General features: G+C 68.7%; 12 protein-coding genes. 7 read left to right on the top strand and 5 right to left on the bottom strand.

What is annotated here, in order from left to right:
• Positions 1-24: 24 nt before the first annotated feature.
• The 4 genes from QSJ30_RS09960 to QSJ30_RS09945 are packed head-to-tail and all read right to left on the bottom strand — an operon-like array spanning position 25 to position 4,960.
• Entirely contained in the window at positions 25-1,809 is a 1,785-nt protein-coding gene (locus QSJ30_RS09960; protein ID WP_285608813.1) for a hypothetical protein, read from the bottom strand.
• Between the two features lie 12 nt (positions 1,810-1,821).
• A complete protein-coding gene (locus QSJ30_RS09955; RefSeq protein ID WP_285608812.1) occupies positions 1,822-2,538 on the bottom strand; it encodes a HisA/HisF-related TIM barrel protein in 717 nt (238 codons plus the stop codon).
• 44 nt (positions 2,539-2,582) lie between these two features.
• Positions 2,583-3,290, bottom strand: a complete 708-nt coding sequence (locus QSJ30_RS09950; protein WP_285608811.1) for a ribonuclease III family protein — start codon at positions 3,288-3,290, stop codon at positions 2,583-2,585.
• Positions 3,291-3,292: 2 nt separating this feature from the next.
• The gene (locus tag QSJ30_RS09945) at positions 3,293-4,960 is read right to left on the bottom strand and encodes a serine/threonine protein kinase (protein ID WP_285608810.1); all 1,668 of its coding nucleotides are present in this window, start codon (positions 4,958-4,960) and stop codon (positions 3,293-3,295) included.
• Positions 4,961-5,118: 158 nt separating this feature from the next.
• On the opposite strand from QSJ30_RS09945, the gene QSJ30_RS09940 reads away from it, so the two are divergent.
• Positions 5,119-6,546 (top strand): tetratricopeptide repeat protein, encoded by a 1,428-nt coding sequence (locus tag QSJ30_RS09940; RefSeq protein ID WP_285608809.1) that lies wholly within the window; start codon positions 5,119-5,121, stop codon positions 6,544-6,546.
• A 31-nt stretch (positions 6,547-6,577) separates the two neighbouring features.
• On the opposite strand, the gene upp is transcribed toward QSJ30_RS09940, so the two are convergent.
• Positions 6,578-7,204 (bottom strand): uracil phosphoribosyltransferase, encoded by a 627-nt coding sequence (gene upp, locus QSJ30_RS09935; protein ID WP_285608808.1) that lies wholly within the window; start codon positions 7,202-7,204, stop codon positions 6,578-6,580.
• A 490-nt stretch (positions 7,205-7,694) separates the two neighbouring features.
• Here upp and QSJ30_RS09930 point away from each other — a divergent pair, with 490 nt between their 5' ends.
• From QSJ30_RS09930 to QSJ30_RS09905, 6 genes are all read left to right on the top strand, one after another.
• A complete protein-coding gene (locus QSJ30_RS09930; protein WP_285608807.1) occupies positions 7,695-9,137 on the top strand; it encodes a beta/alpha barrel domain-containing protein in 1,443 nt (480 codons plus the stop codon).
• Between the two features lie 82 nt (positions 9,138-9,219).
• Complete coding sequence (gene eno, locus QSJ30_RS09925; protein WP_285608806.1) at positions 9,220-10,500, top strand: phosphopyruvate hydratase; 1,281 nt, start codon at positions 9,220-9,222, stop codon at positions 10,498-10,500.
• A 13-nt stretch (positions 10,501-10,513) separates the two neighbouring features.
• On the top strand, positions 10,514-10,816 hold the full coding sequence (locus QSJ30_RS09920) for an FtsB family cell division protein (RefSeq protein ID WP_285608805.1): 303 nt from the start codon (positions 10,514-10,516) through the stop codon (positions 10,814-10,816).
• Between the two features lie 156 nt (positions 10,817-10,972).
• Positions 10,973-11,608: a diaminopimelate epimerase gene (locus tag QSJ30_RS09915; RefSeq protein ID WP_285608804.1), complete on the top strand. Its 636-nt coding sequence runs from the start codon at positions 10,973-10,975 to the stop codon at positions 11,606-11,608.
• Between the two features lie 114 nt (positions 11,609-11,722).
• Entirely contained in the window at positions 11,723-12,502 is a 780-nt protein-coding gene (locus tag QSJ30_RS09910) for a ParA family protein (RefSeq protein WP_285608803.1), read from the top strand.
• A complete protein-coding gene (locus QSJ30_RS09905) occupies positions 12,502-13,371 on the top strand; it encodes a ParB/RepB/Spo0J family partition protein (RefSeq protein WP_285608802.1) in 870 nt (289 codons plus the stop codon). Before QSJ30_RS09910 ends, QSJ30_RS09905 begins: the two co-directional genes overlap by 1 nt.
• The last annotated feature ends 8 nt before the right edge of the window (positions 13,372-13,379 follow it).

Genomic DNA, 13,379 nt, shown 5'->3' with positions numbered 1-13,379 from the left:
GTTACGGGGCGGTGCCGCTCCCGTTTACCCGAGGGTCCGCAGGGTCGCGGGAAGGTGGGGGCTGCGGAGGAGCTGCTGCTGCTCGGTCTCGGACAGCAGGCCCCAGATGCGGGCGGAGGCTTCCCGGGGGGTCTTGGGGTTCAGCAGCAGCTCGGACATGATCGCGGCGTGGGCCAGGAGCACCGGGTGGCTGGCGATCTGTTCCAGCACGGCGCGGGGGGTCAGCTTGTTGCGGGCCAGCCGGAGGAGGATGCCCGGGTCCAGCTGGCGGTCGGACACCATGCGCCGCAGGGTTTCCTCGTCCTGGAGGACCTCCTGGGGCAGGTGGCGCATCAGCTCGCCCCCGGAGGTCCGGAGGGCGGTGATCCGCTCGGAAACGTCCATGCCCATGTACAGGCTGCGGAGGGTCTCCAGGGCTCGGCGCTTGACCTCCAGGTGCTGGAGCCGGGGATCCCGCAGGATCTCGATGGCGGGCCTGAGGCCGGGCAGGTTCGCCAGGAGGCGGAGGGCCGTGGCCTCCGTCAGGTGCGGATGGTGGATCAGGGTCTCGGCCACCAGCGGATCCTCCTGCCAGGTGGCGTGGGCGGCCACCTGCTCGGCGCGCCCGCGGTCCAGGGAGGGCAGGGTGGAGGCCAGCATCCGTGGGGTGAGGGCCGGGTTCTCCAGGGCCAGGCGGAAGACCTGGGGATCCGGGTCCTTGAGCACAGGGATGATCTGGTCCTCCTGGGTGGCCTGGGTGGCCAGGAACACCCGCTCCTCCAGCGAGGCCCAGCGGCCGTCCTCGCCGCGCTCCGGAAGCACCGAGGAGAGGCCGGATCGCTGGCGCACCAGGCGGTCGTAGAAGTACTTCACCACCCGGAGCAGCTGCGGCGACTGCCGCTTGGCCCAGTAGGTGACGAACTGGTACTCGCCCTCCTCCAGCTGGGTGAAGAGGCTCACGATGCGGCGGAGGGCGGCCGCGTTTGGCGCGCCCCGCTCCAGCGCCGCCACGAGGTGGCCGGAGAGGGCCAGGCGCCGCGAGAGGTCTGCCGGACAGCCCGGCGCCTCCCGGATGCTGTCCCGCACGGGCTCCCGGAAGTACCAGCGGGCCTCGGCGTAGACCTCTTCGAAGAGCTCCGGCACCGCGCTCTGCCCCAGGGCCCGGCGGAGGAGGTCTTCAGAGATCAGCGGGTTCTGGAGGGCGGCCAGGCGGAGGTCTGCATCCGCATCCACGAGGAAGCCCAGAAGCTCGTCGGGTTGGGCTGTCTGCTGGGCCCGGGCGAGGCGATCCTCCTTGTTGAGGACATGGGTCGAGGCTTGCGGGGGGGGCGCATCCGGAAGGGCCGTCAGGGCCTCCCAGTCCGGGGCATCGCCAGGCAGGGGCGGCAGTTCCTGGGTGGTGCCCGTGGCGGAGACAGACTTGGCGATCAGCTTCGCAAGGAGCTTGGCCACGGGCTTCAGGTCGGGCTTCAGCTGTGAGTAGAGCGCCTTGACGGCCTCGGAGCGCTCGTCCTTCTCCCCCGGAGGGGCCAGATCCATCTCCCTCATCTGGCCGAAGAGGGAGACCACCATCTCCAGGTCGCGGCGGATGGCTTCGGGCGTGGCCTCATTCTCGGCCAGGCCCAGGAGGATGGGCCAGTGGGCCAGCCAGTGGGGCGTGCGGGCCATGAGGGTCAGCAGCCGGGGCGAGGCCAGCGACCGGGCCAGCCCCTCCAGCATGTACACCTGGCTCTCCGTGGGCAGCTGGGGGCGGATCAGGGCCAGGTGGCGGAAGTGGATCCGTTCAGGTTCCGCGAGGCTGGCGAGGAACGCGGCTTCCGCTTCCGTCACGATCCCCTCCGGTCAGGCGCAGGCGGCTTGGAGGAGGGCCAGAAGTCCGGGATCTTCGCGGAAGAGCAGCGCGTCGACGAGGGCGCCCTTGAGGCCGAGGTGGGCGGGGGCCGCGTCCAGATGCCGGAGGGAGGTGATGCTTCCCCCCATGATCAGGGGCAGGCCCGTGGCCGCGGCCAGGGCATCGGCGGTGTCGAAATCGGGATCGGCGTTGGGAACGTCGGGGATGTCCACGAAGAGCAGCCGCTTGAAGCCATAGCTCTTGGCCCGCAGGGCCAGGTCGAGGGCGCTGAGGTTGGTGGTGTCCACCCAGCCGGAGCGATGCACCTGGCCGCCCCGGGCGTCGATGGCCGCGGTGAGGAAGGGCTGGAAGCGCGCCATGAGCTGCTCGGAGACGAGGGAGGACTTGTGGAGGATGGTGCCCGCCACGAGCCAGGCCGCGCCCTGGTCGATGAAGAACTGCGCCTGGTCCGAGCTGCGGATGCCCCCGGCCACCTGGATGCAGACCTTGCGGTCCCTGGCATGGCAGCGCTGGAGGATCTGGGCGATGAGTTCGCGGTTGTTGCCCTTGCCCATGGCGGCATCCACATCCACCAGGGCCATGCGCGTGGCGCCCTCGTCGAGCAGACGGGCGGCCAGGTCCAGCGGTGCTTCCGCAGAGGGGCCGCCCTGTCCCGTGGTGGGGATGACACGGCCATGCTGGAGGTTCAAGGTTGGGTAGATCTTCAAGCGGACACCCCGGTAGACCGGTAGATGGGAGTGTAGCGCAAGGGTCAGGCCTGTGAGGATTCCGTCAGCAGGTCCAGGAGCCGGCGGGCCGCATCGCTTTCCGCCCGCTTGCGGGAGGAGCCCTGGGCCTCGGCCCCGAGATCACCCACGGTGGCGCGCACGGTGAAGAGGGGCGCGTGGCCCGGACCGGACTGGTCGACCTGGGCATAGGATGGAGCGGGCAAACCTAGCCGGGCGGCGGTCTCCTGGAGGGTTGTCTTGGGGTCCAGGCGGGACCAGGCCTCCGGGCGGGCCTGGCGGATGGGGTCCAGGAAGCGCGCCTCCACCAGGCCCATGGCGGCGGCGCTGCCGTCGCGGCCGGACTGTTCCGCATCCAGGTAGATGGCGGCCAGCAGGGCCTCCAGGGCATCGGCCAGGGGCTTGGGCCCCATGGGCGGGGCCTTCCGCGGATGGGCGGCGCTCAGGGCCCGATCCAGGCCCAGGTCCAGGGCCCACTGATGCAGGGAATCCGTCCGCACCAGCACGCCCCGGAACTTGCTCATGGGGCCCTCCTGCCAGTCCGGGCGCTCCCGGTGGAGCAGCAGCGCCACGGAGAAGTTCAGCAGGGCGTCGCCGAGGAACTCCAGCCGCTGATTGTCCCGGCCCTTGCCGGCGGAGGTGTGCGTCAGGGCCTCCCGGAGGAGGGTGCGGTCCGCGAACCGGTACCCAAGCCCGGCCTCCAGCTCGGCCAGCTCATCGCTGCGCTTCGCCATGGTCAGTCCGCCAGATCAGCGGGGAGCTTCCGGTTCAGGCGGGCCTGGGTGAGGGCGGACTTGAAGCGGACATTGCGCATCATCTGACCCAGGATGCCCTGGCGGCGAGCCTCGCGCAGCTCCTGGACGAATTCCGCGTGACGCCCCTGGTCGTGGAGCACGGTGGCGAGCCAGGCATGGGCGTTCACGTTGCCGGGATCCGCCTTGATGGCCTGCCGGAAGCCGTGGATGGCCTTGTCCGGCTCCTTGTCGGCGAGCTGGATGGCCTCGCTCATGGAGATGTTGCCGAGGTTCAGCCGTTCGTGGGTCTGCAGCTTGTCGAGCTTCTCGGGGTGGTAGAGCTCGGGCTGATCGATGGCGCGCGGCTCGGCGGCCCTGGGCCCGGGGGACGTGGGTTCCTGCCCCCGGCTGTCCCCTTGCGGAAGGGACTGGGAGGCGGAACGGGAGGGCTCGGATGCGGCTGGCCGCGGGGCCTTCGGCTCGGAGGGGGCGACGCTGCCGGGGCTGCCGGGGGCGGCTGCCTGGGCCTCCGCCGTGGGGCGTGGTGCCTCCGATCTGGCTTCCGCGGGGGGGACGACGGCAGGCTTGGCCTCGAGGGCCGGGGCGCTGGTCCGGTGGAGGGCCCACCAGCCGGTGCCGCCGGCGCCGGCGAGGACCAGGGCCGCGAGGCCGAGCCAGCGTCCGGCCTTCGCGCCGGAGGGCCTGGTCGGAGAGGCGGCCACCACCGGCGGGGGGATGATGGCGGCTGGAGCCTGCAGGGTGGGAGCGGAAGCGGAGTCAGCGGGCCTGGCCGGGGCCGTGGGCGCGGCGGCCTGGAGGAGCGAGGTGGTCTCCTCCAGCTGGCCCGTCCACGAGGGATCCTTCGCCGCGCGCAGGGCCTTGGCGAGATCCTCCGCGGTCTGGAAGCGGTCGTCCGGATTCTTCTCCAGGGCGCGGTCCAGGACGGAGCGGATGGCGGGGCTGATGCCCTGGACCTTCCCGAGCTCGATGGGCTCGGGGGGCTCGTTCACGATCTTGTACAGGACGGTGGGGGTGGTGTCGCCGGAGAAGGGCTTGCGGCCGCTCAGGCACTCATAGAGCATCACGCCCACGGCGAAGAGGTCGCTGCGGGGATCGGGCTTGCCCGTGCGGATGTACTCCGGCGCCATGTAGCTCACGGTCCCCATGACCATGCCCGTGGCGGTCATGTCGGAGTTGCTGATCTTGGCCACGCCGAAGTCCATGACCTTGGCATGGAGGCGTCGGCCGTCGCGCTGGACGCGCACGTTGGTGGGCTTGATGTCGCGATGGACGATGTGCTGGCGGTGGGCGAAGCCGAGGCCGTCGCAGACCTGGGCCAGGATCTCGAGGGCCTCGGAGCGGGTGAGGGACTGCTCCTGGAGCAGCTCGTCCAGGTCGTGGCCCTTCACGAATTCCATGGCGATGTAGAGCACGCCCTGGTCCTCGCCGAACTCGTAGATGGTCACCAGGTTCGGGTGGTTCAGCACCCCGGCGGCGCGGGCCTCCCGGGCGAAGCGCTCCTTGGCCTCACCGCCCTGGGCGGCGGCGGGGAGGATGGTCTTGATGGCCACCTCGCGCCCGATGGAGGGATCCACGCCGAGGTACACCTCGCCCATGGCGCCATTGCCGAGGACACGCTTGATCTCGAACTTCCCGAGCTTTTCGAACATGGGGACGTCTCCCGGGAGGGATGGTGGATGGAGGGACAGCATAGGTCCTGTCCCCTCCCTGGCCAAGAGAGTTGGGATATTGCGGCATTCCGGGCCCCCGTTTGGGCTGGCGTCCAGGCAAGGAACATGCAAACTAGGAACACCCTCCGGAGCCATCGGTGCCCGAAGTACGCCTTCGACACTTCCTGCCAGCCCTCATGGGATCACTGCATCAGCAGCATGCCGAGGGTGAACTCGTCCTTGAACAGAATGATGGGACCCGGCGGCTCTACTGGCGGGGGGGCGACCTCGTCTACCTCCGGAGTGATGCTGTCGGAGAGCAGTTCGGGAACTTCCTCATCCGCCGCGGCGTGCTGGACATGGCCTCCCTCAAGGAGATGCTGGCCGACGGCGAGGGCTCCCGCATGGGCGACCGCGTGGTGCAGGGCGGGCTCATGACCGTGGCGGAGCGGGACAAGCACCTCAATGAGCTGCTGGAGTCGGTGCTCCTCCACGCCATGGAGCACACCATCCTGAAGATGTCCTGGCTTCCCGGCGTGCTGGAGGACAACCTCAGCGGGGATCTCCAGTTCTGGCTGGATCACCGGCGGCTCGTGTGGGACATCTTCCGGAGCGCGAAGATCGACCAGGAGCTGGTGGAGATGTTCCGCAGCGAACCGGACTGGCGGTGGGAGGCGCGGCCGGATCTCCTGGATTCCCTCAGTGACCTGCCCCTCACGCCCACCCTGGCCTACGCCCTGTCTCTGCTTGGCTCCGAACCGCTCGGCTACGAGACCATCGGTTCGCTCTCCGGCCTGTCCCCGGAGGAATCAGCCCGCCTGGTCGCCACCCTGTGGGCCCTGGGCGGCCTGAACCTGGTCCGGGGCGACCTCCCGTTGCTCCCCAGGGAACCTGCGACACCGTTCCGGGCCCTTGAACCTCGAGAGATCCCCGAGCCCGTCTTCGAGCCCGTTCCGATTCCCGAGCCCGCACCGGAGGCAGAGCCGGAGCCGATCCTCCTGATCGAAGAGGGCGACTTCCCCCCACCGCGGGCGCGCACGCCGCGTTCCCTGCCCCCTCTGCCACCGGAAGCCGTGGAGCGGGCCTTTTCCGAGCCTACGCCTGCGGTCCTGCCCCTCCTCCATTCCAAGACAGAGGAAGAGTCGCTTCCGGCGATGGACCGGGCCCACCACCTGCTGATCAAGGCCAAGTCCTATGTGATGCAGGACCGCACCAGCGAGGCCATCCGGTCCCTCGAACAGTCCATCAAGCTGGACGGCGATTCCCCGGCGGCCTACGAAGCCTGGCTGCTGCTCGGCCGGTTGCGGATGGGAAATCCAGCCTGGTCCACCCGCGCGGTCGAGGCCCTCCAGGTGGCCTCGCGCATCCGGCCCCAGGCGGCCGAACCCTGGGCCCTGATGGGCGAGCTCTACCATCGCAAGGGCTTCCGCGCCAACGCGCAGGGCTGCTTCCGCCGTGCGCTCGAGCTGGATCCCTCGGTGGCGGTGCCTTCCGGTCTGGAGGGAGAGGGCGGCCCCGATGCCACCCGGAGCGAGGGCGGCATCATGGGGCGCCTGCGGGCCATGCTGGGGCGCGAAAAGAGCTGATCGAGCGGCGGCCCGACGGCCGTGGACGATCCTAGGCCGTTCCGAAGAGCCGGTCCCCCGCATCGCCGAGCCCAGGGAGGATGTAGCCCTTCTCGTTGAGCTGGCGGTCCACGGCGCCGACGACGATGGTCAGGTCCGGGTGGTCACCATGCAGCCGCTCCAGGCCCTCCGGGGCTGCGAGCAAGGCGACGAGAGAGAGGTTCACCGCCCCTGCGCTCTTCAGCTGGCGCACGGCCTCGGAGGCGCTGCCGCCGGTGGCGAGCATGGGATCCAGCACGAAGACGGGACGGGCCTCGAGCATGGGGGGGAAGTTCCGGTAGTAGGGGACCGGCACGAGCGAGTCGTGGTCGCGGTAGAGCCCGAGGTGCCCCACCTTCGCCGTGGGCAGGAGCTTGAGGAACGAGGGGAGGAGGCCGAGGCCTGCCCGCAGGACGGGCACCAGCACGGGATCCAGCGACTTGAGCCGGAGCGTCCCCGTGCGTTCCAGCGGCGTCTCCACGACCACCGTCTCCACCGGGAGCTGGCGCGTGGATTCGGTCGCGAGGATCAGGCCGACCTCCTCGATGAGCGAACGGAAGAGGCTGCCGGGAGTCTTCCGGTCCCGGATGAGGGAGAGCTTGTGGTGCACCAGGGGGTGGTCGAGCACTTGGATCGTCATGGGGGCCTCTCGACGCTTCCGGCGGGACCTCGAAGGCCGTGTGCACTGGCCCCGGGGCGGAAGGCGCAAGGAAAAGCGTAGCAGGCGGGGACTGCGACGCGGGACACGAACACCCCGGCGCGACCTCCCTCCGCGGTGGGCGTTTTCGCGTGCGTGATCCTACGGAGCGGGATGCTCCGGGTCGTGTACGGATCGACGCGGAACGCCTGTTGGTGGGGGTTTCCGGTGATCTCGATCGCGGTGCGTTGCGTCGCGGTCCCGGCTCGTCGCGGCTATCGACATCCGGAGGGTGACGCGGAAGTGGGGGTTCCCGGGGGCGGAAACGAATGGGGGGGATGCGGAGAGGTAGCGTCAAAAAAAATGAAGATTTTTAAGATTTCTCTGTTGACCTCATCCGAATCACTGGTTTGATGTTGAATCAGAGGAAAAACGACCGATCATCTTCCCCATAGGGCCAGCAGCGAGGTATCTGAGATTTGGAGCGTGGGAAATGCTAAAGAAAGTCGCCATCTTCAAGGCCCTCGACGTGGAAATCAAGAAGCAGAGGGGCCCCGTGGCGGTGAAAGATGCCTACAAGGGGCACCACTCCCTGAAGGAAGAGCTCAGCCAGCCTGGAATCACTATTTTGGGTGAAGTTGCCGGGGGCGATCCCGGCCGGGGGCAGGTCCGGGAAGCCTATAAGGCCTCCACCCACGCCAAGAGCTTGGCCGAAAACGGGGCCCGGGCCCTGTCCATCGCCACGGACAAGTTCCTCTATCACGGCGAGGACAAGCACCTGTCCGAGGTCCGCAGCCAGGTGAAGCTCCCCCTGATCCGCCGCGATTTCATCTTCGAGGAGTACCAGGTCGAAGAGAGCAAGATCCTCGGTGCCGACGCGATCTTCCTCATGCCCGCCCTCCTGGGCCAGGAGCGGCTGGAGACCCTGCTGAAGTTCGCCATGAGCAAGGGTCTCGACGTGGTGGTCGAAGTGACCTCCGAGGTCGAGCTTCAGCGCGCGGTGGACGCCGGAGCCGACATCATCTGCGCCGTGGGTCGGAACCTCGACACCTGGGAGGCCTCCTGGGACCTGGCCGTGGCCCTGGTCAAGAAGATCCCCAAGAGCTGCCTGAAGCTGGTTGAGGGCGGCATCCACCGGCTGGACCAGATCAAGCAGATGGAGGCCATGGGCATCCATGGCCTGCTGATCGGCGACGCCCTCCTCGATGACTACTATCCCGGCAAGCGCCTGGCGCAGATCCTGGCAGGCGTTGAGCCCCCGAAAAAAGCCGCGAAGCCCAAGGGCAAGACCGGCTCTGCCGCCGATGCGGCGCATCCCCCCGCGGCTGCTGCCGCAGCCAAGGAACGCATATCCACCCAGCGGAAAGAGGCAACCCAGACTGGCACAAAAGGTGCTACTGGTAAGCCATCTTCCCGCACGACCCCTTCCAACCTCGCCCAAAAGGGCGTAAAGGAGCCACCCATGGCCGAACTGACCAACATGGTCGCCACCCCTGCCGCCCCCGCGGCCGCGAAGCCCGCCGCCAAGAAGCCGGCCGCGAAGAAGGCCGCGCCGAAGAAGAAGGCCGCCGCCAAGAAGCCGGCTGCCAAGAAGGCCGCGCCGAAGAAGGCTGCCGCCAAGAAGCCGGCCGCTAAGAAGGTCGTGAAGAAGGCCGCGCCGAAGAAGGCCGCCGCCAAGAAGCCGGCCGCTAAGAAGGTCGTGAAGAAGGCCGCGCCGAAGAAGGCCGCCGCCAAGAAGGCCGCGCCGAAGAAGGCCGCCGCCAAGAAGGTCGTCAAGAAGGCCGTGAAGAAGGCCGCGCCGAAGAAGGCCGCCGCCAAGAAGCCGGCCGCCAAGAAGGTCGTGAAGAAGGCCGCGCCGAAGAAGACCGCCGCCAAGAAGCCGGCCGCCAAGAAGGTCGTGAAGAAGGCCGCGCCGAAGAAGGCCGCGAAGAAGTAGACGGATTCCACGGAATCCATCTGCACAACCTGGCTAACATCAGAGAGGCGCGCCAGCGCGCCTCTCTGAGCCGGGTGCCGTCATGATTACCATTGAGCGTGTCTCTGCCCTCGAAGTCCTCGACAGCCGGGGGAACCCCACGGTTCTGGCCCGGGTGGAGCTCTCCGATGGGACAGTCGGGCAGGCCCTCGTTCCCTCCGGTGCCTCGACCGGCAGCCGTGAGGCCCTCGAGCGGCGGGACGGCGACAAGAAGCGCTACCTGGGGAAGGGCGTGCTCGGGGCCGTCGACGCGGTCAACGTGGAGCTGGCCCAGGCCCTCCAGGGCATGGACCCCTTCCAGCAGGCCGAGCTCGATGAGCTGATGTGCGACCTGGACGGGACCGAGAACAAGGGCCGTCTTGGGGCCAACGCCATCCTGGGCGTGTCCATGGCTCTGGCGGACGCCGCGGCGAAGACCTCCCGGCTGCCGCTGTACCGATACCTCGGGGGCGCCTCCGCCCGGCTGCTGCCCGTGCCGATGATGAACATCCTCAACGGGGGTGCTCACGCGGACAACAACGTGGACATCCAGGAGTTCATGGTCCTGCCTGTGGGCGCGCCCAGCTTCCGGGAGGCCCTCCGCTGGGGGGCCGAGGTCTATCACGCCCTGAAGGGAGTCCTGAAGGCCCGCAAGCTGTCCACGGGCGTGGGGGACGAGGGCGGCTTCGCCCCCAACCTGGGGTCCAATGAGGAGGCCCTGGAGCTCATCGGGGAGGCCGTGAAGAAGGCCGGCTACAAGCTGGGGAAGGACATCTTCCTGGGCCTGGATTGCGCCGCCAGCGAATTCCACACCGGGAAGGGCTACACCCTGGATGGGGCCAACAAGACTCCGGCCCAGCTGGTGAAGTATTACGAGGGGCTGGTCTCCAGGCATCCCGTCATTTCCATCGAGGATGGCTTCGCCGAGGGCGACTGGAAGGGCTGGAAGGCCCAGACGGAAGCCATGGGGGCCAAGACCCAGTTGGTGGGGGACGACATCTTCGTCACGAACCCCGTCATCCTGGCCAAGGCCATCCAGGAGGGCGTGGCCAACGCCATCCTGATCAAGCTGAACCAGATCGGCACGGTCACCGAGACCCTCCGGGCCGTGGACATGGCCCACAAGGCCGGCTACCGGGCCGTCATCAGCCACCGCAGCGGCGAGACCGAGGACAGCTTCATCGCGGACCTGGCCGTGGCCACCGGGGCGGGGCAGATCAAGACCGGTGCCCCCTGCCGCACGGACCGGATCGCCAAGTACAACCGCCTGCTCCAAATCGAGTGGGAGCTGGGAGCCGCCGCCCGCTACGTGGGCCGGGAGGCCTTCGGATCCCGCCTCAACTAGGGAGGACCCCGGCATGAACGCCAACTGGCTCCTGAAGTCCTCCACCCTGTGGGGCGTGCTCGGGGCCTCGGGCTTCCTGTCCCTCCTGGCCCTGCTCTTCTCCCAGGGCGGGCTGCCCGAGCTGCGCAAGCGCGAGGCCGAACTGGCCGCGACCCGCACGCGCCTGGTGGAGCTGAACCGGCGCAACCGCGAGCTGCTGGAGGAGGTCCAGCGGCTCGCCGCGAAGGACCCTGAGCTGATGGAGGCCCTCGCCCGGCGGCAGGGTTATGCGCGGCCCGGCGAGACTGTGTACACCTTCGGCAACCGCGAGAAGTAGGTGGAGCTCTTCCTCGCCTCAGCCGCGGGCAATGTGTTCGGCTACCTCTGGGTGGACGAGGTTAAAGATTGTACAGGCTCGGATTGGGCTAGGATCCTCTGTCCCAGGGGGCGGGGGTTCGGTTTAGATGGCCTTTTTTTGATGCAAAGGCCCGGAATGGGGCCCTGGATCCTGGAGCACTGGGATACGGATGGATCCAAGTCCTTCTGTTCCAACGGTAGTAGGGCGGCCCTGGCTGTTCCTGGGGCCCCCGGGGAGACGCTGGTCGAGGCGATCTCCAACGGCGAGCGCATTTTCCTCCGCCGCCGGAACCAGGAGGTGGGCATCCGCCTCCCCGAGGGCGAAGGTTTCGGTCTGCGCCATGTTCCTCTCTCAACGGATCTGCCCGCGGGCTTCGGATGGATCGGCAATCCCCAGCTGGTGCTGCGCGTGCCCTCGGTGGCCGCCGTGGATCTTCCGGCCTTCGCGCCGCCGCTCCGCCATCACTCGGCGATCGCCGGCGGCACGAACGTGAACGTGGTCGAGGTGGTCGTGCCCGGCGAGGCGAGGATCCGCTCCTGGGAGCGCGGCGTCGAAGGCGAGACCCTCTGCTGCGGGACCGGTTGCGCCGTCGCGGCCGCCTGGCTCGCCCAGACGGAGGGACCCTCCGCATGGCGGTTCCACACGGCGGGAGGCGAGGAGGTCTCCGTGACCGTGGTCCCGGAGGCGGACGGTGGTTGGCGCGACTTGTGGCTTTCCGGCCCCGTCCGACGGCTGGGCATCGTGCAGCCCGATCCCTCGCTCCGGCCCTGACCACACGGGCTCTTCGCCGTGGAACCCGACCTGCTAGACTGGCGTGTTCCACACCCGAGGGGATGCCGAGATGCGTGGTTTGACCAGCGCCTGCGCGATGATGAGGGCCGCCTGATGCGCGCCCGGGTGGTGGCATTGGCGAACCAGAAGGGCGGGGTCGGCAAGACCACCACGGCCATCAACCTCGCCGCGTCCCTGGCGATGATGGAGAAGATGGTGCTGCTGGTGGACTTCGATCCCCAGGGCCACAGCACCACGGGCCTGGGCTTCCCCAAGCCGGACCACCGGGCCGGCGCCTATGCGCTGATGAAGGGCGCGCCCGCCGAGGCCCTGGTGCTGAGCACCGAAGTCCCCATGATGCAGGTGATCCCCGCGGGCAAGGATCTCGCGCAGCTGGAGTTCGAGCTCTTCGAGCTGCCCCAGCTCCAGGTGCTGAAGCAGGGCCTGGCCCCGCTCATGGATCGCTTCGACTACATCCTGATCGACCCGCCTCCGAGCCTCGGCATGATCACCCTGAACGCGCTGACGGCGGCGGACGAGGTGATCGTGCCCATGCCCTGCGAGTTCTTCGCCCTGGACGGCCTGGCGGAACTGACCGAGACCCTGCGCCGCATCCAGGCCGGCCCGAATCCCCGCCTGCAGCTGGGCGGCATCCTCCTGACCATGGCGGAGGAGCGCACCAACCTGGGCGCCGCGGTGGCCAGTGAAGTGCGCCACGCCTTCCCGGGGAAGGTCTTCCAGACCATGATCCCGCGCAACATCCGGCTCGCCGAGGCACCCAGCCATGGCAAGCCCGTGGCCTTCTATGACCTGCGTTCCAAGGGCGCCCAGGCCTACCTCAGCCTCGCGAAGGAATGGCTGGGCCTGGAGATCCCCGCGAGGAGGGAAGCCTGATGACCCAGCTGAAGCGTCCGGCCCTGGGCCGGGGACTCACTTCGCTCATGAGCCAGATGGCGCCGGAGGATGCCAACCAGCGGGAGCTGCCCCTCGGCAGCCTGGTGCCCAACCGGGCCCAGCCCCGCACGCACTTCGACGAGGCGGCCCTGGCCGAGCTGGCCGAGAGCCTGAAGCAGCACGGCATGGTCCAGCCCATCGTCGTGCGCAAGGTGGGTCAGCAGTTCGAGATCATCGCCGGCGAGCGCCGCTGGCGGGCGGCGCGGCTGGCGGGGCTCGCCATGGCCCCCGTGGTCATCAAGGAAGTGCCGGACGACCGGTTGCTGGAGTTCGCCCTGGTGGAGAACATCCAGCGGCAGGAGCTCAATCCCATCGAGGAGGCCACGGCCTACTGGCAGCTGGGCGAGCATCTGCGCCTCACCCAGGAGCAGGTGGCCGATCGCGTGGGCAAATCCCGCCCCCAGGTGGCCAACACCCTGCGGCTGCTCCGCCTGCCCGCGGAACTCAAGGCGGATGTGGCCCACGGTCGGCTCAGCACGGGCCACGCCAAGGTGCTGCTAGGCGTTCCCGATCCGCGGCTCCAGGAGCAGCTGGCCCACGAGGTGGTGGCCCAGCAGCTCAGCGTGCGCGCCCTGGAGGCCCGCATCCAGCAGCTCCAGAAGCAGGCCAAGGCCAAGGGGGGGCGGAAGAAGCATCCCCAGGAGCTGTTCATCAAGGCGGCTGCGGAGGAACTGACCCAGTCCTGGGGCACTCGCATCGAGATCAAGGCCAAGGGGAAGGCGGGTGCTCTGGTGATGCACTACGGCAGCGAAGCGGAGCTGGACCGGCTCTTCGAGGCCCTCAAGCACGGTCCGGCCAAGGGCCGGTAGGAGTTTCC

The organism is Geothrix edaphica (assembly GCF_030268045.1).
Classification (GTDB): domain Bacteria; phylum Acidobacteriota; class Holophagae; order Holophagales; family Holophagaceae; genus Geothrix; species Geothrix edaphica.
This window is presented reverse-complemented; position numbering and strand designations above follow the sequence as displayed.